The 24,873-nt window shown below is 65.9% G+C and carries 27 protein-coding genes; 10 read left to right on the forward strand and 17 right to left on the reverse strand.

Going from position 1 to position 24,873, the window contains the following annotated elements; translation table 11 throughout:
- Positions 1–56 precede the first annotated feature (56 nt).
- Positions 57–1,541: a sulfatase-like hydrolase/transferase gene (locus OG874_RS15330; RefSeq protein WP_330255812.1), complete on the forward strand. Its 1,485-nt coding sequence runs from the start codon at positions 57–59 to the stop codon at positions 1,539–1,541.
- A gap of 12 nt (positions 1,542–1,553) precedes the next feature.
- On the opposite strand, the gene OG874_RS15335 is transcribed toward OG874_RS15330, so the two are convergent.
- The 12 genes from OG874_RS15335 to OG874_RS15390 form a co-directional block, all read right to left on the reverse strand.
- Positions 1,554–2,378 (reverse strand): alpha/beta fold hydrolase, encoded by an 825-nt coding sequence (locus tag OG874_RS15335; RefSeq protein WP_330255813.1) that lies wholly within the window; start codon positions 2,376–2,378, stop codon positions 1,554–1,556.
- Positions 2,379–2,407: 29 nt separating this feature from the next.
- Complete coding sequence (locus OG874_RS15340; protein WP_330255814.1) at positions 2,408–3,616, reverse strand: cytochrome P450; 1,209 nt, start codon at positions 3,614–3,616, stop codon at positions 2,408–2,410.
- A 13-nt stretch (positions 3,617–3,629) separates the two neighbouring features.
- Positions 3,630–4,076: a PaaI family thioesterase gene (locus tag OG874_RS15345; protein WP_330255815.1), complete on the reverse strand. Its 447-nt coding sequence runs from the start codon at positions 4,074–4,076 to the stop codon at positions 3,630–3,632.
- A 4-nt stretch (positions 4,077–4,080) separates the two neighbouring features.
- Positions 4,081–5,814, reverse strand: a complete 1,734-nt coding sequence (locus OG874_RS15350) for a fatty acyl-AMP ligase (protein ID WP_330255816.1) — start codon at positions 5,812–5,814, stop codon at positions 4,081–4,083.
- Between the two features lie 9 nt (positions 5,815–5,823).
- Entirely contained in the window at positions 5,824–6,552 is a 729-nt protein-coding gene (locus OG874_RS15355) for a thioesterase II family protein (protein WP_330255817.1), read from the reverse strand.
- Positions 6,549–7,799 carry a cytochrome P450 gene (locus OG874_RS15360; RefSeq protein WP_330255818.1) on the reverse strand — a complete coding sequence of 417 codons (1,251 nt, stop codon included), beginning with the start codon at positions 7,797–7,799 and terminating at the stop codon, positions 6,549–6,551. Before OG874_RS15360 ends, OG874_RS15355 begins: the two co-directional genes overlap by 4 nt.
- A complete protein-coding gene (locus OG874_RS15365; protein WP_330255819.1) occupies positions 7,796–8,692 on the reverse strand; it encodes a cyclopropane-fatty-acyl-phospholipid synthase family protein in 897 nt (298 codons plus the stop codon). The genes OG874_RS15360 and OG874_RS15365 overlap by 4 nt, the downstream gene beginning before the upstream one ends.
- Before the next feature lie 2 nt (positions 8,693–8,694).
- A complete protein-coding gene (locus tag OG874_RS15370) occupies positions 8,695–8,952 on the reverse strand; it encodes an acyl carrier protein (RefSeq protein WP_330255820.1) in 258 nt (85 codons plus the stop codon).
- A 12-nt stretch (positions 8,953–8,964) separates the two neighbouring features.
- The gene (locus tag OG874_RS15375) at positions 8,965–9,936 is read right to left on the reverse strand and encodes an acyl-CoA desaturase (RefSeq protein ID WP_330255821.1); all 972 of its coding nucleotides are present in this window, start codon (positions 9,934–9,936) and stop codon (positions 8,965–8,967) included.
- A 419-nt stretch (positions 9,937–10,355) separates the two neighbouring features.
- Complete coding sequence (locus tag OG874_RS15380; protein WP_330255822.1) at positions 10,356–10,838, reverse strand: Dps family protein; 483 nt, start codon at positions 10,836–10,838, stop codon at positions 10,356–10,358.
- A gap of 33 nt (positions 10,839–10,871) precedes the next feature.
- Complete coding sequence (locus OG874_RS15385) at positions 10,872–11,510, reverse strand: HD domain-containing protein (protein WP_330255823.1); 639 nt, start codon at positions 11,508–11,510, stop codon at positions 10,872–10,874.
- Between the two features lie 40 nt (positions 11,511–11,550).
- A complete protein-coding gene (locus tag OG874_RS15390) occupies positions 11,551–11,736 on the reverse strand; it encodes a hypothetical protein (RefSeq protein ID WP_330255824.1) in 186 nt (61 codons plus the stop codon).
- Positions 11,737–12,197: 461 nt separating this feature from the next.
- Between OG874_RS15390 and OG874_RS15395 the strand changes: the two genes are divergently transcribed.
- Positions 12,198–12,908: a response regulator transcription factor gene (locus OG874_RS15395; RefSeq protein ID WP_330255825.1), complete on the forward strand. Its 711-nt coding sequence runs from the start codon at positions 12,198–12,200 to the stop codon at positions 12,906–12,908.
- Here the strand turns inward: OG874_RS15395 and OG874_RS15400 are convergent.
- Positions 12,886–13,269, reverse strand: coding sequence for a response regulator (locus OG874_RS15400; RefSeq protein ID WP_330255826.1), 384 nt, complete (start codon positions 13,267–13,269; stop codon positions 12,886–12,888). The genes OG874_RS15395 and OG874_RS15400 overlap by 23 nt on opposite strands.
- 158 nt (positions 13,270–13,427) lie before the next feature.
- Between OG874_RS15400 and OG874_RS15405 the strand changes: the two genes are divergently transcribed.
- The 3 genes from OG874_RS15405 (at position 13,428) to OG874_RS15415 (ending at position 16,256) form a co-directional block, all read left to right on the forward strand.
- Positions 13,428–14,405 carry an aldo/keto reductase gene (locus OG874_RS15405; RefSeq protein WP_330255827.1) on the forward strand — a complete coding sequence of 326 codons (978 nt, stop codon included), beginning with the start codon at positions 13,428–13,430 and terminating at the stop codon, positions 14,403–14,405.
- Positions 14,405–14,560: a hypothetical protein gene (locus OG874_RS15410; protein WP_330255828.1), complete on the forward strand. Its 156-nt coding sequence runs from the start codon at positions 14,405–14,407 to the stop codon at positions 14,558–14,560. Before OG874_RS15405 ends, OG874_RS15410 begins: the two co-directional genes overlap by 1 nt.
- A 76-nt stretch (positions 14,561–14,636) precedes the next feature.
- Entirely contained in the window at positions 14,637–16,256 is a 1,620-nt protein-coding gene (locus tag OG874_RS15415; protein WP_442943347.1) for a GAF domain-containing protein, read from the forward strand.
- A 19-nt stretch (positions 16,257–16,275) separates the two neighbouring features.
- Here OG874_RS15415 and OG874_RS15420 read toward each other — a convergent pair whose 3' ends face one another.
- From OG874_RS15420 to OG874_RS15430, 3 genes are all read right to left on the reverse strand, one after another.
- On the reverse strand, positions 16,276–17,121 hold the full coding sequence (locus tag OG874_RS15420) for an NAD(P)-dependent oxidoreductase (RefSeq protein WP_330255829.1): 846 nt from the start codon (positions 17,119–17,121) through the stop codon (positions 16,276–16,278).
- 162 nt (positions 17,122–17,283) lie between these two features.
- Complete coding sequence (locus OG874_RS15425) at positions 17,284–18,855, reverse strand: phytoene desaturase family protein (protein WP_330255830.1); 1,572 nt, start codon at positions 18,853–18,855, stop codon at positions 17,284–17,286.
- A gap of 120 nt (positions 18,856–18,975) precedes the next feature.
- A complete protein-coding gene (locus tag OG874_RS15430) occupies positions 18,976–19,593 on the reverse strand; it encodes a TetR family transcriptional regulator (protein ID WP_330255831.1) in 618 nt (205 codons plus the stop codon).
- Between the two features lie 96 nt (positions 19,594–19,689).
- On the opposite strand from OG874_RS15430, the gene OG874_RS15435 reads away from it, so the two are divergent.
- A complete protein-coding gene (locus OG874_RS15435; protein WP_330255832.1) occupies positions 19,690–20,184 on the forward strand; it encodes a DUF2834 domain-containing protein in 495 nt (164 codons plus the stop codon).
- An 80-nt stretch (positions 20,185–20,264) separates the two neighbouring features.
- On the forward strand, positions 20,265–21,839 hold the full coding sequence (locus OG874_RS15440; RefSeq protein WP_330255833.1) for a molybdopterin-dependent oxidoreductase: 1,575 nt from the start codon (positions 20,265–20,267) through the stop codon (positions 21,837–21,839).
- A 22-nt stretch (positions 21,840–21,861) separates the two neighbouring features.
- Here OG874_RS15440 and OG874_RS15445 read toward each other — a convergent pair whose 3' ends face one another.
- Positions 21,862–22,047, reverse strand: coding sequence for a hypothetical protein (locus OG874_RS15445; RefSeq protein ID WP_330255834.1), 186 nt, complete (start codon positions 22,045–22,047; stop codon positions 21,862–21,864).
- 312 nt (positions 22,048–22,359) lie between these two features.
- Between OG874_RS15445 and OG874_RS15450 the strand changes: the two genes are divergently transcribed.
- From OG874_RS15450 to OG874_RS15460, 3 genes are all read left to right on the forward strand, one after another.
- Positions 22,360–22,797 (forward strand): hypothetical protein, encoded by a 438-nt coding sequence (locus OG874_RS15450; protein ID WP_330255835.1) that lies wholly within the window; start codon positions 22,360–22,362, stop codon positions 22,795–22,797.
- Positions 22,798–23,373: 576 nt separating this feature from the next.
- On the forward strand, positions 23,374–23,979 hold the full coding sequence (locus tag OG874_RS15455; RefSeq protein WP_330255836.1) for an ABC transporter ATP-binding protein: 606 nt from the start codon (positions 23,374–23,376) through the stop codon (positions 23,977–23,979).
- Complete coding sequence (locus OG874_RS15460; protein ID WP_330255837.1) at positions 23,976–24,809, forward strand: hypothetical protein; 834 nt, start codon at positions 23,976–23,978, stop codon at positions 24,807–24,809. The genes OG874_RS15455 and OG874_RS15460 overlap by 4 nt, the downstream gene beginning before the upstream one ends.
- The last annotated feature ends 64 nt before the right edge of the window (positions 24,810–24,873 follow it).

The following is a 24,873-nucleotide window of genomic DNA, read 5'->3' on the forward strand; positions in this document are numbered from 1 at the left end:
AGGAAGTCTCGATGGATTGCCGCCGTTCGTTGCGTTGTTGGCTGACCATGGCCGCGGTGTCGGTACTGTCGGCCGCGGCCTGTCTGTCGGCCGCATCGGCGTCCCCCGATCACGGCGATGCTCGCCGCCCCAATGTCGTGATGATCCTCGCCGACGACCTCGATGCGATGACCACGCCGGTGTGGCAGGCGATGCCACGCACCGCCGAGCTGATTCGTGACCGTGGGATGGATTTCTCCAACAGTTTCGCGCCGATGCCGATCTGCTGCGCGGCCCGGTCGTCGATTCTGACCGGCGAATACGGGCACAACACCGGCGTCCTCACCAACAGTGGCGAAGTAGGCGGCTTCGAAACCTTCCGCGCCAACGGCAACGAATCCCACACCATCGCAACACATCTGCATGACGCCGGCTATCGCACCGGAATGGCCGGTAAATATCTCAACGGCCTCGAACACGACCCCGACCACATCCCGCCCGGCTGGGACGACTGGAACGCAGGCATCGACAACTTCCTCTACGCCGGCTACAACTACACCCTCAACGAAAATGGCACCCACGTGAAATACGGTGTCGCACCGAAGGATTACGAAACCGACGTCATCGGTGACAAATCGGTTCGGTTCATCACCGACGCCGCCACCACCGGGCAACCGTTCTTCTGGTATGCCGCTTCCACGGCCCCACACTTCCCGATCCCACCCGCACCACGGCATCTGGCCGAGACCACCCCGACCGCGGCGCCGCGGTCACCGAACTTCCAGGAGCCCGACGTCTCCGACAAGCCGAGTTGGCTCGTCGACACCGCGGCCGCTCGTGCGGCGACGATCGCGGCGACCAATGACATCGACTACACCAACCGGCTCGGTGCACTGAAATCGCTGGACGAAATGGTCGCCGCGATCGTCGATACCCTGGACCGCACCGGCCAACTCGATAACACCTACCTGATCTTCACCTCCGACAACGGCTATAGCCTCGGCGCCCACCGGCTCACCCAAAAGATGGCCCCCTACGAGGAATCCATGCGCGTACCCCTCGCGGTCGCCGGTCCCGGTGTCGGCCACGGCAGCACTGATGCGATGGGCCTGTCGATCGACCTCGCACCCACCATCCTCGACTGGGCCGGTGTCGCCATCCCCGACCGGATGGACGGTCGCTCACTCACACCGGTGCTGCACGGTGACACCAGCGGCTGGCGCACCGACTTCGCCGCCGAGTACGGCGGCCCGGGCGGCAACGGCCGCAACGGCATTGTTCAGGAACAGATCCCGGGCACCGAGACACCAGCGATATATGCTCTCGACATGCCGTCCTGGATCGCGGTGCGCACCGAGCGGTATCTGTATGTGCGCTGGTACGAACGCGAACGCCCGCTCACCGACCGCGAATACGAGCTATATGACCTCGCCACCGATCCCTTCCAACTGACCAACCTGATCAAGACACCGACCGGCCGAGCCGAGCACGCCACCACCGTCACCGAACTCGACCTTCGCCTCACCGAACTGACCACCTGCGCCGGACTCGCCTGCCGCTAGGCCCCGAATCGATCAGACCTTGTCGACGGTCGCGAGGAATTCCTGGAGGTATGCGGTGATCGCCGCGGGCTGTTCCAGGGTGCTGGAATGGCCGCAGTTCGGGATCGGGTGCAGGCGGGCGGACGGGATCAGTTCGGCGATGCGTTCGGATCGCGGTGGGGGCGTTGCCTTGTCGTCCGCGCCGACGATGACGAGGGTGGGCGTGGTGATGGCGGTGATCTCCCGGTCCACCGGCGCGCGATCGGCCACGGCGAGGACCGCCTTGCGAACGGCGGCACGGTTGCTGCGAGCGAGGTGGGTGGCCCACTCAGCGATGACGGCCGCATTTGCGGTGTCCGCGAGGTAGTCGGGGCCGAACAGGTGCGATGCGACCCGGCCGAGGATCGGTTTGGCCCCGAAGAGCCGCAGGACCAGCGCCAGCCGCTTGTACTCACCGATCTTGCTCGGGTCTTCGGGCTCGGAGCTGGTGTCCAGCAATGTCAGTGAGCGCAGCAACTCACCGTGGCGGGCCGCGATGCGCTGTCCGACGAAGCCGCCCATGGACAGACCGACCCAGTGCACCGGAGCGATCCGGAGGCCCCGAATCACCTCGACGGCGTCGTGGGTGAGGGTGTCCATATCGTAACCGCCTGCGGTCGGCGGGGTTTCGCCGTGCCCGCGCCAGTCGATCGCGATGCACCGGTACTGCTCGCGCAGGACATCGATCTGCGACCGAAACATCCAGCCGCCGAACAACAATCCGTGACCGAATACGATCGTGGCCGCATCCGGGCGGTCGGGCGGCGTTCCGGTATCGGTGTAGGCGATCGGCGTACCGTCGGCGATCATGGTCGGCATGGGTCTCATCCCCTCCTGAAAGAGTTGCGCTACACCGAGATCGACAATGTCGCCGGACCGCGCACGTTGATCCGGCCGTTCCAGCGCAACTCTTCGATGACGGCGTCCGGAAAACGCTCGACGAAGTGCGTGAAGGCGACTCGGGCCTCGAGCCGGACCAGCGCCGCACCTAAACAGTGGTGGATGCCCGCGCCGAACGAGAGGTGCTGAGCCGCGTTCGCCCGGTCCAGGCGCAGTTCGTCGGCATCCGCGCCCCAGAAGTCCGGATCCCGATTGGCCGCGGCCACACAGGCGATCACCAAATTGCCGTCGGGGATCTCCGCGTCGCCGATGGACAGGGATTCGACGGTGATCCGGCGCATCAGCTGCACGGGGGTGTCGTATCGGAGAATTTCCGCCACGGCATTGTCGGCGAGTTCGGGCTCCTCGCGTAGGCGTCGCGCCTGGTCGGGATGGCGCAGTAGGGCGAGGATTCCGCCCGCGAGGTGATTCACGGTCGTTTCGTGACCTGCGATATAGAGCAACATGACCTGAGCGATCAACTCGTCCTCGCTCAGTACATCGCCCTCGATTTCCGCGGTGATGAGCCGGGTCAGCAGGTCGTCGCCGGGAGCGCCACGTTTCCAGCGGATCAGTTCGCCGACCATCGCGAACAGTTCCTGGTTGGCCGCCCGGATCCGAGCCTGCAGGTCCGGATCGGCGAGCGGTTCGAGGGCGAGCACCAGCACCGCGGTGAGCTCGCGCAGCCGCGTGTGTTCCACCACCGGGACGCCGAGCATTTCCGAGATGATCGCGAAGGGCACCGGAAATGCCAGTTCCGCAACGATATCCGCGGTGCCGGCCTCGGCAATCCGGTCCAAGGCGGCCCCCACGAGCTTTTCCACGCTCGGCTGCAATGCGTCGAGAGCTCGGGGGGTGAAGGCTTTGGCGACGAGGCGGCGCAGCCGGGTGTGATCGGGCGGATCCCGGTCCAGTATGGACAGTCCGCGCATCATGCGGTTTTCCTTGCCGAGCCTGCTGCTATCGCTTTTCCATGCGGGTAGGCGCGTCAGATGCTGCTCGTCGACCGATTGCGATGAGCGCTGTAGTCCGGCCACATCCTGGTACTTCGATACGACCCAGAACCCGAGTGGATGCTCATGCGTCGGCGCGGTAGCGCGCAACTGCGCGTAGTGCGGATAGGGGTCGGCGGCGAATCCGGTGGCGAACGGATCGAAGACGAATGCCTCGGGGCTCATGACTACTCTCGGCTCAGGAGTTGAACAGTTTCACGTTGCGCATGGTTACCAGCGCTGTGGCACAAAGGGTTTCGTCGTCGCCATCGACGGAGAAGACGTCCGCGGCGGCGATCGTGATGAGTGCGCCCGGTTTGATCACCCGGCCGCGGGCCACGACATTCGGGCCCTTCGCCGGGGCGAGGATCTTCACCGTGTAGTCGATGGTCATATTCACCCATCCCGGCGGCAGCAGGGTGCCCGCCGCGGAACCGGCGGCGAAGTCCGCCAGTGCGCCGAGCACTCCGCCTTGGAAGAATCCGTCGTGCTGGGTGAGTTCCTTGCGATGTGGCTGGATGATCTCGGCCTCGCCGGGCGCTATCCGGCCGAACTCGAAACCCAGGTGCTGAGCGGCGGGCATGCTGAGTACCGCGCCCTTCACGGCCGGTTCGAAATCGGGGTTCGTTGCTTGCCAGGTCTGCACGTTGTCAGCTCCTCGGTCGTTCTGTCAGTTCTTCGGGTGTGCGCGGCATCCAGGTCTCGAATTCGCCTGCCAGATAACGTTTTCTGGCCGCCGCCCGCATGATCTTGCCGCTGCTCGTCTTCTGCACCTGGTCCGGCGCGGTCAGGACCACCTCGGCGACCGCGAGTTCGTGCTCCTGCAACACCGCCGCCCGGATCGCACCCGCGATATCGGTGGCATCGGCATCCGGCGCGCAGTCGCGCCTGATCTCCTGGACGACAACCAACTTCTCGTCGTCGCGTCCCGGCACCGAGAACACCGCGCCGCTGCCGACCCGCACCGCCGGATGCGCCTGCTGCACCGTGTGTTCGATATCGTGCGGATAGTAGTTCCGGCCGCGAATGATGACCATATCCTTCAGTCGGCCCACCACATACAGCTCACCGTCAACGACCACGCCGAGGTCGCCGGTGCGTAGATAGTTTTGTGCCGGCTCGTCCGCGCGGCGGGCGCGGAGAATCTCCGCCGTCGCCGTGGGGCGCCCCCAATAGCCCTGTGCGATATGGTCTCCCGCCACCCAGATCTCACCGATTCGATCCGCCGAGCACGGCTGCCCGGTCTCGGGATCGACGATGCGCACATCTTCGCCGGGTAGCACGCGCCCCGAACCGACCAGCGTGCGGCCCTGGCCCTGCGTCGCACCGACATAGCGCCGACGGCCGAGCGCTTCGATATCCGCATCGAGCATGCGCGGGCCCCGGCCTTTCGCACCGCCCGAGACGAGCAGCGTCGCCTCGGCGAGGCCGTAGCACGGATACAGCGCCTGCTCGGCGAATCCATGCGGTGCAAATGTTTTCGCGAACCGCGACAGCGTCTCGGGACGAATCGGCTCGGCCCCGTTGAATGCCACCCGCCAGCTGCTCAGATCCAATTCGGGCATATTCCCGGCGACCGCGCGCGCGACACAGGCGTCGAAGGCGAAGTTCGGGCCGCCGCTGGTGTGCGCGCGGTACCGGGAGATGGTCTCCAGCCACAGCAGCGGCCTGCGAATGAATGCGATCGGCGACATCAGGATGCTGGTCGCCCCCACATAGAGCGGCTGCAACACATTGCCGATCAGACCCTGGTCGTGGAAGAAGGGGGCCCAGCCGACCACCGTCGAGTCCCGGTCGTGGCCGAAGCCCTGCCGGATCATCTCCTCGTTCGCGATCAGGTTCCGATGGGTGACCATGACGCCCTTGGGCGCCGAAGTGGAACCGGAGGTGTACTGAAGGAACGCAACGGCATCCGGATCGGCGGATGTCGGCGTCCAGCCGGTGTCGGCCGCGGGCATATCGTCGACGGCGAGCCAATGGCGGGCCGAGCAGATCGGCTCCAGATCCGGCCGCAGCGTCTCGATCATCGCGCCGATCGTGAGCACCGCGGCGGGGCGGCAGTCACCGACAATGGATCGGGTCGCCGCCTGAACTCGGTTGCGGCGCGGCGGATTCACCGGCACCGCGATGATATGCGCGTAGAGGCAACCGAAGTACGCGACGATGAAGTCGAGGCTCTGCGGAAACACCAGTAGAGCGCGATCACCGGGCGCGCACCGGGACCTGAGTTGCTCGGCCACGGCGAGCGCCCGGTCGTGCAGTTCGCGGTAGGTCAGTGTGGCTGTCTCCGAACCGGTTTCGTCCAGGAACACATATGCCGTGCGGTCCGGCTCGTCGACGGCCCGGTTCTGGAGGATATCGGGAAGCAGAGTCGATTGCGGCACGTCGGTTCCTCACTGCAATGCTGCGGTCATCGTCGCCGCGATGGCCACTCGATGCCGATGGTGGAAGAGATGGTCGCCGGGGAATTCGTAGCTCGCGAAGGCACCGTCGGTCAGCTCGTGCCAGGCCTCGATCTCGGCCGGATCGACCACCGGATCCTTGGTTCCGTGGAAGGCGGTGATCGGGCAGCCGAGCCTGGGCAGCGGGTGGTAGCGGTACTCCTCGGAGAGCTCCAGATCCGCTCGGGTGAGCGGCAGCGCATAGTGCAGGAAGGCGGAGCTGCGGCCCGCCGCGCCCCACGCACCCATCGCGGCGAGCGCTGCGGCGAAATCGTCATCGGGTAGGCGGTGCAGCGGCATCCGGCTGGCGGGCAGCTGCGGTGCCCGGCGGCCGGAGACGAACAGGTGTACCGGCGGCCTGCCAGCGGCGACGAGTGCGCGGGCCAGTTCGAATGCCACCAGTGACCCCATGCTGTGGCCGTATAGTGCCAATCGGGTATCGCCCGATCGCGTCAGCTGCGGCAGCAACCCGTCCACCGCGTCGCCGACGCGGCGCAGCGCCTGTTGGTGCGAGACATCCTCGCGGCCGGGCAACTGGACCCGGACCGCGGCGATATCCGGCGGGAAAAGGCCGAGCCAGCGGTTGAACGATGACGCGCCCGCGCCGGCGTGCGGAAGACAGATCAGCCGCACCGCCGCGTCGGCAGGCTCGCACCGCAGCCACGTCTTCGTGCCCGTCATCCGGCGTTCCGCAATGCGATCGGCAGGCTTTTCAGCCCGCGGACGATGAAACTGTGGTCTTGCCAATCGAGTTCGTCGGTTCGGAGCTCGAGGTTCTGCGAGTGTCGGTAGAGGTATTCGAAGGCGACCTCGGCCTGTAGTTCGGCGAGCAGCCCGCCGAGGCAGCCGTGCATACCGTGGCCGAAGGCGAGGTGGTCCCCGGCCGCGCGGGTGAGGTCGAACTCATCCGGCCGGTCGAAGACCGCGGGGTCGCGGTTGGCTGCCCCCAGACACACCAGCACCTGATCACCCGCCGATATCCGCTTGCCATCGATATCGAGATCTCGGGTGGCCAGGCGCTTGGTCAGCTGGAGCGGGCAGTCGTACCGAAGGGTCTCGGTGACCGCGGCCTTGCTCAATTCGGGACGGCGATGCAGCAGCGCGGCCTGGTCCGGATGCCGCAGCAGCGCGAGCACGCCATTGCCGATAAGGGATTTCGTGGTCTCGTTGCCCGCGACGAAACACATGATGCAGACGAAGACCACCTCCTCATCGCTCAATTGGTCGCCACCCGCGGTGCACGCGGCGAGCAATCGGCTGATCAGGTCCGGGCCGGGACGGGCGCGGCGCTCGGCGAGTACGGCGTCCATGGCGGCGGCGAACTCCTCGACCACCGCACAGACCCGCTCGAAGTCCCCGGCCTTGATCAGCCCCGGCTCCAGTAGGAACCGGATGTCGTGGGTCCAGGGACCGACGCGCGCACGCACGCCCTCGGGCAGCGCCATCCACTCGCACAGGACCGCGACCGGCAGTGGCGCGGCCAGATCGGTGATCACATCCACGCCACCCGCACGCCACGCCTGCCGCATCAAGTCCTCGGCGATCCCTGCGACCAGCGGGCGCAACTCGGCGACGGCGCGGGCGGTGAACACCCGGTTCACCAGTCCGCGCAGTCGCGCATGGTCCGGATTGTCGGTGAATACCAAGGACTTTCGGCCGAGCCGCTCGATTCGCCCGACCTCGTGCTGCCCGAGCCGCTCGGCCTGCTCGCTGACCAGCCGGGGAATCAGCCCCGCGCTGAACGAGCGGTCGTGCAGGACGCCGCGCACATCGGCGTGTCGGGTCAGCACCCACATACCCAATGTCCGGTGCACCGGCTGCGCCTCGCGCAACTGCTGGTACTGCGGGTAGGGATCACGCCGGAACGCCGCGCTGAAGGGGTTGAACCGGACCCGCGCCGGGGTCGGATCGTGCGACTGGACCGTCATCGGGCCCGTACTCGATCGGCGAAGAATCCGGTGCCGTACGGCACCAGCACGAGGCGCAACAGGCCGATTTTGCCCATCCGGAAACCGAGCGCGGACAGTTTGAGGTAGCGCTCGTAGCGGGCGACCACCTCATTGCCGACGATCTCGGCGGCCTCGGTCCGGTGGGCACGGAGCCTGCGTGCCCACTCGGCGCAGGTCCACGCGTAGTCGAGGCGGCCGTTGGTGATCGAGCGGACCTCGAAGATGCCCTCGGCCGCGGCCGTGATCTCCGCGAGCGTAGGTAGGTCCGCATCGGGGAAGATCTCCTGCTGCATGAAGGCGCTCGCCTGCTCGCGCGCCATATTCGCGTAGGCGATCGTCTGCAGCGACAGCACGCCGTCCGCGTGCAGCCAGTCAAGGCAGCGGGTGAAGAACTCCCGGTACACGCGGATCTTCTCGGCCGCCGAATCATCCGGCCTGGCAAAGTGTTCGAAGGCACCGATGGAGATGATGCCGTCGAAACGGGTGTCCGGCTCGTAGTGCAGCCAGTTCTCGGTCCGCACCTCGACGCCGGGATGGGCGCGGGCCCGCACGAACTCGGCCTGCTCGGGGCTGAGGGTCAGCCCGACGGATCTGGCAACGCCCTGCTGCGCCAGGCGCTGCAGGATCGCACCCCATCCGCAGCCGATATCCAGCACGGCGCGGGCCTTGTCCGCGCCGATGGCATTCAGATGGAACCGGAGCTTGCGGTCCTGGGCGATTTCCAGTGTGTCGTCGGCGTTTTCGCGCAACGCGCAGGAGTAGGTCAGGGACGGGTCCAGCCAGAGCCGATAGAAGTCGTTACCCGCGTCGTAGTGATGCCGGATCGCGGCGGCCGCGGCGGCGGCCCGATCGGCCTCGATCGATGCGGACACGGCTAGGCCACGCTTCGCGGGCTCTGCTCATGCAGATAGGCGGCGATGGCATTGAGGTTAGGGTTCTCGAACAGGTCCTCCGGCGCCAGATCGACGCCGTATCGGTCCTCGACCTCGATCAGCAGCGCGACGGCGAGGGCGGAGTCGATGCCGAGCCGGTCGAAATCCGCGGCCGGATCCACCGACTGTGGTGCGATCTCGAGCAGGTTTCCGAGGTACTCCTGGCACCAGATAACGATCGCTTCTTTACTCGTATCCACGATGAGAATTCCTTAGGCTGCGTGACTGGCCTGGTCGGTATGTGCGGAAATACGCTTGGCCGCGATTCGGTCCGCGGAGGGAACCTTGAGGTCCCGTGCGAGACCGCATACGGCGAGCAGCTCGATAAGCCAGAACCCGGGGTCGAGGCGATACCAATTCAAGCCGAAGGACGGCGATTCCGGGAAGGCGTGATGATTGTTGTGCCACGACTCCCCCAGTGTCGCGAGCGCGAATATGCCGCCGTTGTGGCTGTTCTCGCGGGATTCATAGGGGCGGGTGCCGAACATATGCAGGAATGAATTGATGGCCCAGACGATGTGCTCGAGTACGAAGATCCGCACCAGACCGCCCCACAGCAGCCCGCTCACCGCCCCGGTCCAGCTCAGCGAAACCAGCCCGCCGATCACCGTGGGAATCAGCAGACCGAGCGCGACCCAGTAGTAGTACAGCCGGGCGATCCGGACCAGGTCGCGGTCCTTGATCAGATCCGGCGCATAGTGCACGACGTTCGGATACTCGTGGCGGCGCATCCACAGAAAGTGCGAATGCGCGAGCCCGCGCACCGCGCCGAGGAAGCCGCCGCCCGCGAGATTCGGCGAATGCGGATCGCCCTCGCGATCGCTGTACTCGTGATGGCGGCGGTGCAGCGCGACCCAGGAGACCACGCCGCCCTGGCCCGCCATGGAACCGAGGATCGCGAGCAACCCGGCGACCCACGGCACCGCCTTGAACGTGCGATGGGTGAACAGCCGGTGATAGCCGACGGTCACGCCGAGCCCGGTGACCAGCCACATCGAGAACAGCAGCACGAATTCGGTGATACCGAACGGATGTACTGCGAGAAACGCAAATGCGCCAACCGTGCCGAGAATCGGCAGAACATCGAACAGAAGGAAATGCCGACGCTGCAGCCGATGAATGTAAGGACTACTGATCGTCTTCCTACGCGGCTCTGGCAAGTCGCCATTCGGATCACTAATCATTCGACTACACCTCATCGGTCCGAGACCCGATTCGCCAGCGGGACCTCTCGACCGTAACCTCGGCGTCAGAACCGCCATCGCAGGACCGAGACCTGCCGATCGCAAGATCGAAATCGCTGATCGCGACGCCGATGCCGCGACTGCGCCACAATATCCGCGCAACTGTCGCGGGCTTCAGCAAACGGATTCGCGGCGTTCGCCGTCCCGGTCGACCTCGCCGAACCCTTAACGATTGCCAAGTGCGCACCGGCGTGACCGGCCATGTCGCGGCCGCCACCGCATGATCGTCGCGAGACACATTGCGGTCAGGGCGATTCCGCGGGGCGCAGCTGTCACGCTGGACAGCCAAATGTGCAGCGCGGCAACGGGAGTGCATCGAGTGGGGTGCGGCCCGAGCACCCCACTCGATACCTGAGGGGTTATCCCCGGGTGCGGTTTTCACTGCTGAGCATCCACGCCTGCTTTTCGAGCTGGTTGATGATGGCGTGCAATAGGTCGGCCGTGGATGGATCTTCGGCGTCGGTGTCGTCGTGCACCGCGCGCACGGTCGCCACCGCGGTGCGGATCTGGGTGGTGACCAGGTCCACGATGACGGAGGTGTCTTGTTCACCGGCCGGAAGAACCGGCAGGGCGGTGGTCGAGGCGACTGTCTGTGGCCGACCATCGGGAACGGCTTCCAGTGCACGCATCCGTTCGGCGATGGTGTCGCTCGATTCCCTTGCGGAGTCGACGATTTCGTCGAGTTGCAGATGCAGATCACGGAAGTTGTGACCGACGACGTTCCAATGCGCCTGCTTGCCGTTCAAGTGCAGCGCGATGAGGTCGACGAGGACCTGCTGCAGGTTACTCGCCAGTCGTGACGAGGCACGCAAACCGGTATTCGATTCCATGTGAGTGGTCATGATGCTTTCTCCTGATTCTGTCGGGGTGGTGGACTATTCGGGCCAAGAGTTGGATTCGATGACCTCGACGAAATCCGTCCGGGTGAAGCCGGGCAGGAAGTGTTCGAGGACGTCGGCGTTGACGGTCCCGAAGGTAGTGTCCGGGCGATCGGCAAAGCCGTTGGTGAAGGCGGCGAGGATCTGCCGTTTGAAGTCCGGCCGCGGATGGGCCGCAGTGACGGCCGCGATATCGGCGGGATCGAGATCGTCGTATCCCATGCCGAGCACGTCGGTCTCGACACCCGCGGTCACGCAGGCGATCTCGGGGCCCATATGTTCCGGGATCCCCGGGGTCGTATGCAACGCGATGGCCGTCCATACCCGTTGCGCTGCTTCGTCATCGATGCCGTGGATGGTGAGGAAGCGGCGGGCTTCCTCGGCGCCGTCGACCTCGAACCGCTGCGTGGTGGTGCGGTAGATATCGGTGAGTCCGAGATCGTGGAACATCGCACCGACATACAGCAATTCGGGGTCGGGCTTCAGGCCGCGCACCTGCGCTTGCAACATCCCGAACAAATAGACGCGGCGCGAATGATGGAACAGCAGCGGTGGCGCCGCGCCACGCACCAGCTCGGTAGCCTCGGCGACCATGCGACTGTCGGGGATTGCGATGCCTGCGATCTGGTCGTTCATGACGATCTCCTAAGCGAAATAGGTTGATGGGTAAGTGGAGTCACGCATGGGCCGGGACCGGCAGGCCCGCTACGCGCGCGCACCGTTTGTCAGGGTCATTTGTCGTCGGGATCGAGTGCGAGGAAACGGCCCCCGCGGACAGGAGCCCAGCGACGAGCTGGGCGATCCAATAACCGACCGCCCTGCGCAGCCCGATCCGGTATCGCACCAGCACCGCCAGGGGCACGGCGGGGTTGTCGCGACCGCCAGAGATGTGGCCCCCGGCCTAGATCGTCACCATCAGTGCCGCGCCGATGGCCAGCGGGGGCGAACAGGCTGCCACTAGCGGCGGCGGTGCGGACAGTGAAACCCAGGAAAAACGTCCCGATCAGCGCTACGGCATAGGCCGGGTCGAACCGGTGCGCGGCGGTCGTCACCGCACCGGTGTCGGCGCGGGTTGGTTCTCCAGTGATTTCCTGCGATGTGACCATGTCGCGACTCCTCGAATTACGCTGTGGGACTTTCAGAATCGCCCCATGCGGCCTAGATGTCGGCAGTGCTGGCGGCCGTTGCCCATGCCCGCCAGCCACACACCGCCGATACCTGCTAGCTGCAAACCGCCCCCGGCGGCGCGCATGGAAGCGCCGCTCGGACCAGCTCGAACGCGTTGCGGATATGCTCGAACCGGACCAGCCAGGAGGTGACCGAATGGAGCCGACCACGGCCGGATCGGACGGCGCCCGCGCAGCCGAACCCGACCACGCCACGACCGGATTGCGGGTGATTCTGGTCGAGGACGATGTCCTGCTGCGCGAGGGATTGGCGAGCCTGCTCGAGCGCTCGGGATTCGATGTCGTCGCGCAGGCAGGTGACGCCGTGCAACTACTGAAACTGGTCCGGGACCAAGCTCCCGAGCTCGTGGTGGTCGATATTCGGATGCCCCCGACCCACACCACCGAGGGCCTCGACGCCGCCCGCGCGATCCGCGCGGAATTCCCCGAGACCGGCATCCTCGTCCTGTCCGCCCATGCCGATGTCGAACATGCGATGGAGCTGCTGGCCAGTGGCCGCGGGATCGGCTACCTGCTCAAGAGCCGGGTCACCGACGTGGAGGATTTCGTCGACACCCTGCATCGCATCGCCAAAGGTGCGTCGGTCGTCGACCCGGCACTGGTCACCGAGCTGGTCTCCGCGCGGCGGCGCGACGATCCACTCGCCGCACTGAGCGCACGGGAGCGAGAGGTCTTGGCGTTGATGGCGGAAGGCCGTTCGAACGCCGGGATCGGCCGTCGATTGTGGGTCACCGAGGGCACGGTCGAAAAGCACGTCCGCAGCATTCTGACGAAGCTGAACCTGCCTGAGACCGGTGACGATCACCGCCGGGTCCTCGCGGTGGTCAGGTTCCTCGAGGCGCGCTGAGCGGACCGGCGCCGCGGAGTAGATCGCGGATGGCGGCGGACGACAGCGCGGACTTGGAAAGGAAGCCCACCGCCCGGCTTGCCGCGATCAGATCGGCGAAGTCCTGCTCGGAGTGGGTGGAGATCAATATGACCGGCACGGCGAGGCGCTCGGCGAGTTCGAAACCGCTCTCGGCACCGAGATCGACGTCGACCAGAGTGACATCGGGTCGCAGCTGCGTGACCCGCCGCAGCGCTTCGACACCGGAGGAGGCCACGCCGACGACAATGACTCCCTGCTGCTCGAGCAGACCACGAGCGGCAGCGAGGAAATTCGGGCTGTCATCGACGATGAGGCAGCGTAACGGCATAACCCGCGTCATCACGCCAGCTTGCCCGTCAGCGCCGCCGGTCCGCATTGCTGCTAACCGGAATCGCTGTTTTTACCGCTGGCGCGGATCTCGGAAGTACCGCTGTCCGGTAGTGACGATGGCCGCCAGCAGTGGCGACATGGACGCCACGGCGCGCGACAGTGGTCTCCATGAAGACAACAACATTGGGAACCAGCGGCCTGCTCGTCTCCCGAATCGCCTTCGGCACATGGCAACTCGGCGGCGAGTGGGGCTATTTCGACGAAACGGCGGCGATCACCGCGATCCGCCGCGCCCGCGAGCTCGGTGTCAATTTCTTCGACACCGCGCAGGCATACGGCTTCGGCGCGTCCGAACAGCTGCTGGGCAAGGCCCTGCGGCACGAACTGACCACCGCCCGAGACGAACTCGTGATCGCCACCAAGGGCGGCCTACGCCGTACCGAGACCGGGATGGTCCGCGACGCGAGTCCCGACTGGCTGCGCCGCGGCGTGGATGCCAGCCTGACCGCACTCGGCCTCGACCACATCGACCTCTACCAGGTGCACTGGCCCGACCCCGCCGTACCCGCCGCCGAGACCGCGGGCGCGTTGGCCGAACTCATCGCCGCGGGCAAGATCCGCCACGTCGGCGTCTCCAATTACGACGCGGGGCAGGTTGCGGAATTCTCCGCGACCCTGCCGGTCGAGTCCGTGCAGCCGCCGTACCACCTGTTCCGGCGCGAGGCCGAGGACGAACTGCTGCCCTATTGCCGCGCGCACCACCTCGGTGTGCTGGTATACGGCCCGTTGGCGCATGGCCTGCTCACCGGAACACTCAGTACATACTCCATTTTCGCCGACGATGACTGGCGCAGCAGCAGTTCGGTCTTCACCGGCGACACCTACGAACGCAATCTGGCGACGGTACAGGCGCTGCAGACCTTCGCGGGCGAACGCGGAATCACGGTGAGCCAGTTGGCGATTGCGTGGACGCTGGCCAATCCGGCCGTGCATGTCGCCATTGTCGGCGCCCGCAGGGCCGATCACGTGCAGGACAGCCTCGGCGCCGCGGACGTCGCATTGAGCGCGGACGATCTCGACGAGATCGACAAGATCATGGCCTGGGCCACCCCGGTCGCCGGACCATCACCGGAGAGTGTCCGGTGATGGCGTCGCTCACCGACGGACCGGCCGTCGAAGTCGTCATGGCCGGCGCAATGCTGCTGCGCTGGTACGAGGCCATCGCCGGCGGGCACGGCGGCGATGATGTCGCCTCGGTGGTCACCACACCCACTGCGGACCTGGGACTCGTGCGCGGGTAGCCGCGTCCGCAGGCCGACTACGATCAACATCGATGTGTCGTGGACACCCGTCGACAGTCGATCCGAGTTCTGCATCATGAGGCGGAAGCAGTCCCGAGTACGCGGCTGGCCGGCATCCACGCCAGGCGCGGTCACCGCACGCCACCGCACCGATATCGCGCCGACCTCGCTGCGCGCGCGATTGGTGTCGTTGTCCTTGCGCCCGACGACGCCGCCCTGCTGGCTCGGGGTCGCGGTTGCCGCGGCGTTCATCGCGGCGGAATCGGTGCTGGTCTACTGGCTCAAACAACTCTCCCCCGGGGACGCGTTCGGTGTGGTCTACCTGCTCGGCGTCTTGGTGGTGTCCACCATCTGGGGACTCGGAGTAGCGGTGGCGACCTCACTGGCCAGCGCCATCGCCTTCGATTACTTCCGCAACTGGCCGAACGCCTTCGTCCCGGATGCCGATGATCTGGCGGCCGTCGCCGTATTCCTGGTCGTCGCGTTGCTGGCCAATACGCTCGCGGGCCTGGCCCGATCCCATGCCGCCGAGGCGGACAGACGACGAGCCGAGGCCGATCTCGTCGCTGAGCAGCAGGCCGCGCTGCGCCGGGTCGCCACGCTCGTCGCGCGCGGGGCGACCTCATCGGAGGTGTTCTCGGCGGTCGCCGAGGAATCGGCCCGCTGCCTCGGCGTATTGAATGCGACGCTGCTGCGCTACCAGCCCGATGGCTCGGGCATGATCGTCGCCGCCCGCGATGAACCCGGACTGCCGAAAATGCCGGTCGGCGAACGCCTCACGCTGGAGGGCGAAAATATCGCGGCGATGGTGCTGCAAACCGGCACGCCCGCCCGCATGGACAGCCACGACCATGCCTCCGGCTCCGCCGCCGCGCGCATCCGGGAGCTGGGGCTGCGCGCGGGGGTCGGCGCGCCGATCGTCGTCGACGGCCGACTGTGGGGAGTGATCATCGCAGGCACATCGCGCCGCGAGCCGCTGCCATCCGATACCGAACCGCGCTTGGCCGAGTTCGCGGACCTGGTCGCGACGGCCATCGCGAACGCCGAAGCGCACGCACAACTCACCGCCTCGCGCGCGAGGATCGTCGCCGCCGCGGACGAGGCCCGGCGACGTCTCGAACGCGACCTCCACGACGGGGCACAGCAGCGCCTCGTATCGCTGGGGCTCACGCTGCGCACCGCCGAATCCGCCGTCCCACCCGAGTTGAGCGCCCTGCAAACCCAGCTGTCGGAGGTGGTGGCGGGACTGGTCGACGTCTCGGCGGATCTGCGCGAGATCTCGCGCGGAATTCACCCGGCGATCCTGTCCAAAGGTGGACTCGGCCCCGCACTCAAAGCACTGGCGCGCCGCTCATCCGTCCCCGTCGAACTGGATCTGGACCTAACCGACCGGGTACCGGAGTCTGCCGAAGTAGCCGCGTATTACGTTGCGGCAGAAGCACTCACGAACGCGGCCAAATATGCGCAGGCATCCGGTATCCACATCCACGCCCGAACCGAAGGCCCGCACCTGCACCTCGCTGTCCGCGACGACGGCGTCGGCGGCGCCGAACCCACCGAAGGGTCGGGCCTCATCGGCCTGACCGACCGCGTAGAAGCCCTCGGCGGCCAGCTGCAGATCACGAGCCATCCAGGATGCGGGACAACCCTCATCGTGCGAATCCCGATCGTCACCGAGTCGCCGACGACCTCCTGACACCATCTATGCGGTAGCGCTACGGCGTCGTCCGGCCGTACAGGTCGGTGACGAACGCGATGTCGGCATCCGCGTGACCGGTCGCCACTGCCTCATAAAGCTGCCGCACCACCTCGGCCGACGGCAACTCGACACCAGCGGCACGTGCTGTTTCGATCGCCAATCCAGCATCCTTCGCTCCGAGGACCACGGTCCACCACCCCTCGGGAGAGCCGGCCAGCACGCTGTCGAACCGGTTCCGTAATCCGGGCGCCACGCTCGTGGCGAGCAGATCTCGCAATTGATCGTCCCGCAGTCCTCCCGACCGGCCGACGGCGAACGCCTCAGCCAGCGCGACAACTCCGGAAAGCAACAACATGTTGTTCGTCAGCTTTGCGGTGAGGGCCAGCGGCGCCGTGTCGTAGCGCCGGACCGTCTCCGACAGCGAATCGATCATCGGACCGAGCCGGTCGATCCGGTCGGCTGCACCGCCGACGAGCAAGACCGCTTGCCCCGCACTAACCGCAGCGGGACTACCGAGGACCGGCATAGCGACGAACCGATCCGCAAACCCCTCGCTCAGCGCACCACTGAGGGCAGGCGACACCGTCGAGCAATCGACATAGACGGTCGCCGAGCCCATCAGCGGACGCAACTCCCCCAACGCCACCGCCCTGACCGCGGCGTCGTCGGCCAACATAGTGACAACGACATCCACACCATCCACAGCCGCGGCGATACTTTGCGCCTCCTCAGCGCCCGCGGACACGAGTTGCCCAGCCCTACCCTTCGTTCGGTTCCACACCCGCACCCGGTGCCCACCGTCTATCAGCCGCCCGGCCAGCGCCCGCCCCATCTTTCCCATGCCCAACACCGCGATATCCATACCGGCCTCCTCGGCTCTCGAATTCGTTGTGACAAGACATCTCCGTCAACAGATTGTTCGCACCACAACCCTCTCGCACACCAGACGGATACGTCATGGCCGCTAGCCAGACAGTGCCGACTCCCGCTAGCAGCATCCCTGGAGCCATGCTGGATGCTCGCATCAGCCTTGCCGGGCTCGGTCCTCCAGTGCCTGATAGCCGGCGTTATAGCCGGGAATGAAGCTGATGGCGGGGCCGCCGTGGCAACCGGCGCCGCCCAGATATAGGCCCTCGATCGGGATGGGGAGGTCGAGGTAGCCGCGTGGTCCAGGACGGTTCATTCCGATCTGATCGGGGTGCAGCAGCCCGTGACAGAAATCGCCGCCGGGCACTCCGAACATTCGCTCCATGTTGTGCGGAGCGAAGATGGTCTTCCGAATAATCAGCTCCTCGAAGTTGGGCGCGTATCGAGTGATCTTCTCGATCACCCGGTCCGCCATCGCGGCCCGTAGACGTGCGTAATCACTTCGGTCGGCCTCCACCGGGAACCACAGGGCGAAGGCGCTCGCCGCGTGTTTTCCGGGCGGGGCCAGATCGGCGTCGAGCCCACTGGGAATCTGCAGCGCGATGGACGGGTCCTGCGGAACAAGCCCGCGACGACAATCCTCCCATTGTTGTTGCAGCTCTTCGAGCGTGCCGAACAGTCCGATGGACTCCTGCATCCCGGGTTCGTTCAGTAACTCATACGGCGCGGCGAACTCAGGCCGGCCGGCCAGGGCGAAATGCATCTGCAGATATGAACCGCGGTGGTCGATCCGGGATACCCGCGCCGCGAGATCGGTGGGCAGCCTGCTCGAATCCAGCAGGCCGGTCAAAGTGACGTCCGGCGACAGGTTGGAGACGACGATCGGCGCGGTGATCACCGATCCGTCCTCCAATCGAACCCCGCAGACCTGGTCATTGTCGGCGAGAATGTTGCTGACCTTCGCCCGCAACCGCAGCTCGCCGCCGTGCTCGGTGAACATCAGGCGAAGGTGGTCGGTGAGCGCGCCGACACCACCGACGAATTTCGTCATCATCGGCATCGAGTCGGGTGGCGAGGCCAGGCCGTACGCGAGACCGGCGGCGCTGCCCGGGGTGGCCGGACCGCGATAGGTGGTGTTCACCGCGAGGAATGACAGCATGGCACGCAGGGCGGCATGCTTTTCTTTATCGGGCAGGAACCGGTCGACCACGTCGGCCACGGAGCCGAAGAGCATATCGGTAATCGCCTGCCGCTCTTCTTCATTGGTGGCGCAGGCATACATTTCGTCATAGGTCTTGGGGGGCTTTCGAACATCGAAGCGGCCCAACGCCCGAGCCGGAGCCTGTGCCCAAGCGAATATCGCGGCCATTCCGGCGACCGCCTCGCCGCCGTGCACCTCGTTGAGGTGGGCCATGAGCCGCATGGGATCTCGATAGAAGATCAACGGCTGCCCGCGGCCGTCCGCGATGTTGGTCGACATCACCTCGGGCTCAACCGTCGGCAGCGTGTCGAGGCCCAGGTCTTCGCGAATGGCGCTGGGCGTCGGGAACTGCACCGAACCGGCGATCTCGAAGCGGAATCCGTCGATGAGCTCGACCGACGACGCCATTCCCCCGGAATAGTGATTCGCTTCCAGACATATCGTCCGCGCTCCGCCACGCTGCAGGATTGCCGCCGCGGTCAGCCCGTTGTGCCCGGCTCCGATAACGATCGCGTCGTAGTCGCTCATGGCATCTGACCTCGGAGACGTTCTGGCATGCAGTCCGATCGGGTTGCACGCAAGAGCGACAGTGACAGCATCCCGACTGAATGTCAATATTGACGAAACATGACCCTGAAGCTTGTCGCCTCACGATTCGAGACGAAGAATCAGCCCGCTTTCGAGCGCGGCCAAGGCGCGGGCACACAGGCGGGCCAGTTCGTCCAGGCTCTCGTGTCGACCACGCATCCACACCCCCATCGCGGCGAACACCGCTGCCGCCACGCAGTGCGCGGTGACCGACGTCAGCAACAGATCGTCGGCGCTCTGTTCGATCCGGTTCGTCGCCGACCGCAGCAGATAGTGCTCGATCTCGGCCGCGAAATCGGCCTCCACCTGGCGGATGTGGCGCTCGATGCGTTCTCGGTCGAGCTCGACTTCACGCAACGCGGCCACATCAGCGACCATCGAGTGGTCAAAGGGAAATTTCTGCACGGCCCGCTGCACCGATCGCGTGATCGGCTCGTCCGGACCACTCTCCGCGAGTGCCTCCCGAAACCAGCTCAGATGGGCGTCGTAGTCGGGAAACAACAGGTCGTGCTTCGAGGAGAAGTGGCGGTAGAAGGTCCGCAAGGTGACGCCCGCGTCACCGGCGATCTGCTCTGCCGTCGTCGCGTCGAAGCCCTGCGCGATGAAACGCACAAGGGCAGCCCGCCGCAGCGCATCACGAGTTCGCTCACTGCGAGCTGTCTGCGGGCGTCGGGCCATGCGCCCAGGTTAACCACGCTTCCCAGATGTCAAAATTGACAAACCAACCAAGAGGTCATAATGTGACCCGAGTCACAATGCGGTCTAGGAGTTTCGGTGATTGCACTACTCGTCCACGCGATCCTCGGACTCGTCGCGATCGGCACACTGATCAGGCTCAACCGATCCACCTTCCGCCGGCCGACCGACGGTCCGCGAGTAAGCGTGATGGAAGCGTTGTACGGAGCGATCGGTGTCGTTTCGGTCGTCCTCGGCTGGTATTTCAATGTGCGGTTTGTTCAGCACTATGGCGGCCGCAATCCTATTTGGGGTGACGGCGCGAGCTGGACTCACTACGTATCGCTCATGTTCACCAACGATGCCGCTCGCTCCGCGTCGCAGGACTACACCATCGCCAACGTGGTCATTTTGCCCCTGTGGACGATCATCGACGGGCGTCGGCGCGGCATCTCGTCGCCGTGGCTCTACTTTGTGATCAGTCTGTTCACCAGCTTCGCCTTCGCCGTCTGCGCCTACCTGTTCACCCTCGAGCGGCTCGATCGCCACCACAAGGCAAGCAGCACAAGCGAACCGGCCGCCGCTGCCGGTTGATGGCCCTTATCTGACAGCGATGGTTATAGCCGCCGCATCGGCCGAGCCCGGCATCACGGCGCCCGGTAGGCTCATTATCGATGGCAAATCTGCGCGCATCGAGCGGGATCGTGTCCGCCGGGGCGGCCCTCGGTGTAGCCGAGCTGATATCGGTCCCGATCGGACCGAATAGCGCGCCGTTCAACGCTTTCGGCTCCGTTGTCATCGATTCCACACCGCAGCATCTTCGTGAATGGGTCATCGGCACCTTCGGCACCAACGACAAGGTCTTGCTGTACGCGGCGATGTTCCTGGTGGCGATCGGCGTCGCCGCGTTCGCCGGATTGCTCGAGCGGACCACTCGGCCACTCGGGTCGGCGCTGTTCGTCGCCTTCGGCATCGCAGGAGTGATCGCCGCATGCACCAGGGCGAACGCGTCGTGGACCTACGCCCTGCCGACGCTACTCGGCAGCGTTGTCGGATTGTTCGCGCTGCGGATGCTGATCCGACGCGTCGACGCGGCCCCGCCCGCGAAACCCCGGCGGGCATCGCGCGAAAAGAGCGCTGCCGCTACCGAATCGGCCAACGCTGCGCCCCCATCGGAGCAGCCGGCACGGCGCCGGCTCCTCGGCGGAGTGGTCGGTGTCGGAGTGCTCGCGCTGGTGACCGGATTGACCGGACGACAACTCGCCGCGCGCGCCAACGACGTGTCCGCAAATCGGGCGGCGGTCCGCCTGCCCGCCCCGGCCGACCCGGCGGCGCCCGTTCCGGCCGCCGCCGAACTGCGGGTTGCCGGGCTGACACCATTCATCACTTCGAATTCCAGCTTCTACCGGATCGATACCGCGTTGACCGTGCCGCAACTCTCGACCGATGACTGGAACTTGCGCATCCACGGCATGGTCGACCGCGAAGTCACCCTCTCCTACGCCGATCTGGCCGAACGCACGCCGATCGAGCGGATATTCACCTTGACCTGCGTGTCGAATCCCGTCGGCGGCGACCTGACCGGCAACGCGCGGTGGCTCGGCTATCGGGTCGCCGATCTGCTGGCGGAGGCAGGCGTGCGCTCGGGCGCCGATATGGTCCTGTCCACCAGCATCGACGACTTCACCGCCGGAACCCCGCTGACGGCACTGACCGACGGCCGTGATGCGCTGCTGGCGATCGGGATGAACGGGGAACCGTTGCCTGTACCCCACGGCTATCCGGTCCGCCTCGTCGTACCCGGGCTCTACGGATACCTCTCGGCAACCAAATGGGTGATCGATCTCGAGGTGACCAGATTCGATCGGGCGCGCGGTTATTGGGCTCGGCGCGGCTGGTCGACCCAAGGGCCGATCAAGACCGAAGCCAGAATCGATACGCCGAAATCATCGACGAAACTATCGACCGGCCCGGTCGCGATCGCCGGCATTGCCTGGGCTCAGCGTCGAGGTGTGACAGCGGTCGAGGTCCAGGTGGACAACGAGGATTGGCAGCCCGCGCAACTGTCCGAGGAGTACTCGATCGACACGTGGCGGCAATGGGTCTATCAGTGGGACGCGACGCCCGGGCCACACACTGTGCGCGCCCGCGCGACCGACGGTACCGGTGCCGTGCAGACCGCTGAGAGAAAGGACGTGGTCCCCGACGGTGCGTCCGGCTATCCATCGGTGTCCGTGCAGGTCGGGTAGCCGGACGAGGCCGGCCCGCCGACTACCGCCTCCGCAGACCGACACCCGCCAGGAAAAGACCTACGACGACCACGATCAGGCCGATGACGACCCACATCGCCTGCCCGTTCATACCACCGGTCTGCCCAAGCAGGTTCAGCCCCTGCAGCGTCCACAGACCACCCATCAACACGAGCAGTACCCCGATGATCAACCACACCCAGCGCATCGCCGCTCCTCAGCTTCGGTCGCAAGCAACCTGGAGCACCCATCGTGCCACGGAAGCAGCTGCCGCCGTAGAGCCGATCACCGGTGGGACGCAGCCGCGACAGGACAACCGCCCGGTCCGGCCGCAGCACCCGCCGAAGTTCACCCGCCCGCTGTACCGCCGGTTCGAAATCCGGTCGACGCGTCCGGAGCCGTCCCCGCACGCGCATCCGGAGTTGGATTTCGAGAGCCAGTCGAGCTGCTGCTGACCACCGAATGGTTGGCGAGTCCGGCAGCGTAGTGCGCCAGTCCGCCCCGTGTATCGTCCGGATTCATGGGTGACCGGGGAGGGCGCTGGCGGGAGTTGAACAAGGCGTACTGGGACGAGCGAGTGCCCATTCATCTGGGCGCGGCCCTCTACGACGTGGCGGGGTTCCATCCCTTCAGCTTCGTCCTCGACGACGAGACCGGAAGCACGGTCACGCACGACTACTTCGATGAAGGTCCGGAAGCCTCGGGAGGCTCCGGCACCTACGCCGACGAGGCAGCGATGACCGAGCACAACGAGACCGTCGAGTGGCGGCACAGTCTGTCGACCGTTGTCTCGGCGATCGCTGGAGCTGGGCTACGGATCCAGTTCCTGCACGAGCACGACCACACCTTCTACCTCCAACGCCAGTCGCTCGAGCGCCACGACGGCGACATCTACCGGCATCCTGAGGGCACTCCGCGCATCCCTCTCACCTATTCGATCCGCGCCGAGAAGGCTTGAGCCAGCGCGGATCGAGTATGCGGGCCCCGTGCTCGGACGACGTCGAGGGACCCGGGGACGGTAGCCCGGCGCAGGGGGTTCCGGCATGGGTGCTGTCCCGTTTGGTCCGGCGGATGCGGTGGGCGAGCACGCGGCGGGTGAACCACAACGGGTGCCGGCGGCCGCGGGGTGCGTCCTTGCGCCAACTCTCCTCCTGGTAGAGCCGCAGCCAGACGAACACATCCGGGGAGGCCGGCAGCTGCTGAACCTCACGAGATCCCTTGCGGGGCACCGCGATCAGCTGCGGGCCAGGGCCTCGTCGCCCGGGCGCGCGGACAACAGTTCCTCGGTGCGGGCGCCGGTGGGCACCCAGAATGGCAGCAGCGCGTGGTCCCGGTTCGATTTCAGCGCGGCGAACCGCGTTGAACTGCCAGTCGTCGCATCCTATTTCGACCACCGTGTGGCCGAGTGTTGGGATGGTCTGGGTCCGAAACACACCGAGCCGCGAATTGACCGTCCCGGCACGGGTTTTCGTCGTTTGTTGGTAGCATTCGGGCGGCAGCCGGTCACTACGTCGGCGGCAGGAAAGGGGCGTCGATGGAAGTGGAGGACGTCCACCATTCATATGGCAGGCGGTCGGTGCTGCGTGGCATCGACATCGTGCTGCCTGCGGGGGCGCTGGTGGGAATCGTCGGTGAGAACGGGGTGGGCAAGTCGACGTTGTTGAAGGTCCTCTCCGGAGGGCTGCGTCCGGACCGGGGGGTGGTCCGACACAGTGGGCGGTTCGGTTACTGCCCGCAGCAGGTGGTGTTGAACGACGCGTTCACGGTTCGTCAGCACCTGGACTTCTTCGCCGCGGCCTATGCGATCCCGGACCTGCGGCGGGCCGAGGAGACCATGGAGATCTTGCGTTTCGCCGACTATGCCGATGAGCGGGTGGCGACGCTGAGCGGCGGTACGCGGCAGAAGCTCAACCTGACGCTGGCGGTGATGCACGATCCGCAGGTTCTGCTGCTCGACGAGCCGTACCAGGGTTTCGACTGGGAGACGTACCTACGTTTCTGGGATCTGGTCGCAGAGTTCCGTGACACCGGACGGTCGGTTCTGGTTGTCTCGCATCTGGCCCACGACACCGACAAGCTGGATCAGGTGTGGCGGTTACACGACGGTGTCCTACACAGCAGACAGGAGAAGGCCGGATGAGCGAGGGTGTACGACTGTTCCTGATCGCCACGCGCTACGGCCTCATCGAGCATGCCCGTAACCGATTCGCCATGCTGTTGGTGGCTGTCTTCCTCCCCATATTGATCACTCTGGTGCGCGTGGCCGTCACCGACATTCAGGTGCCGTTCCGGCTTCGAGACACCGGTCTGGTGTTGCGCGCCAACGGCAATGAACTCGCTCAGATCAGCGGCGCCCTGATGGCGGTCTGCCTGATCATCGGGTTCATGATGTTCGCGGCGACTTTCAGCAGCGGAGCATTCGACCGGCGACTGTCGATGGCCGGATATCCCCGGGTTGCGCTGGGTCTGGCGAAGATCGCCTGCCTGGTGGTGGCCTCGGTGATGGTCAGCGCATACGCCACCGCTGTCATCTGCTGCTACTGGTCGCCTCGGCAGCCTGTCCTGCTCGCTGCGGCGCTTTTCGGAGCGGCAATGACCTACGGGGCGCTGGGTGTCGCCCTCGGTGCGCTACTGCGCCGCGATGTGGAGGGCATGTTCGCCATCGCGATGATCAGCTGCTTCGACATGGCCGTGCAGAACCCCATCGCCAGCGCTGGAGCGGACAGCGAATTCGTGCGCTGGCTGCCCTCCTACGGGGCCATGCAAGCTTCGACCGCGGCCAGTTTCTCCGACACCACTCCATTCGCGGGTTTCGCTATGCAACTGGCCTGGTTCACCGCGAGCACCCTGCTCGGGCTGGTCGCTTTCCATCTGCACACCCGCTCGTCCCTTCGACCCACGATGTGGATCCGCCTCCCCGGACCTCGTATCCCAGGATTGACGAGGTCCGGACAGCCGGCGAAGCACTGAGAGGGTGTCCCGCGCGACCACCACGGTGGATCGCGCGGGACACACCCTGCTTTGCCGACTGCGG

Source organism: Nocardia sp. NBC_00565, from assembly GCF_036345915.1.
GTDB lineage: Bacteria > Actinomycetota > Actinomycetes > Mycobacteriales > Mycobacteriaceae > Nocardia.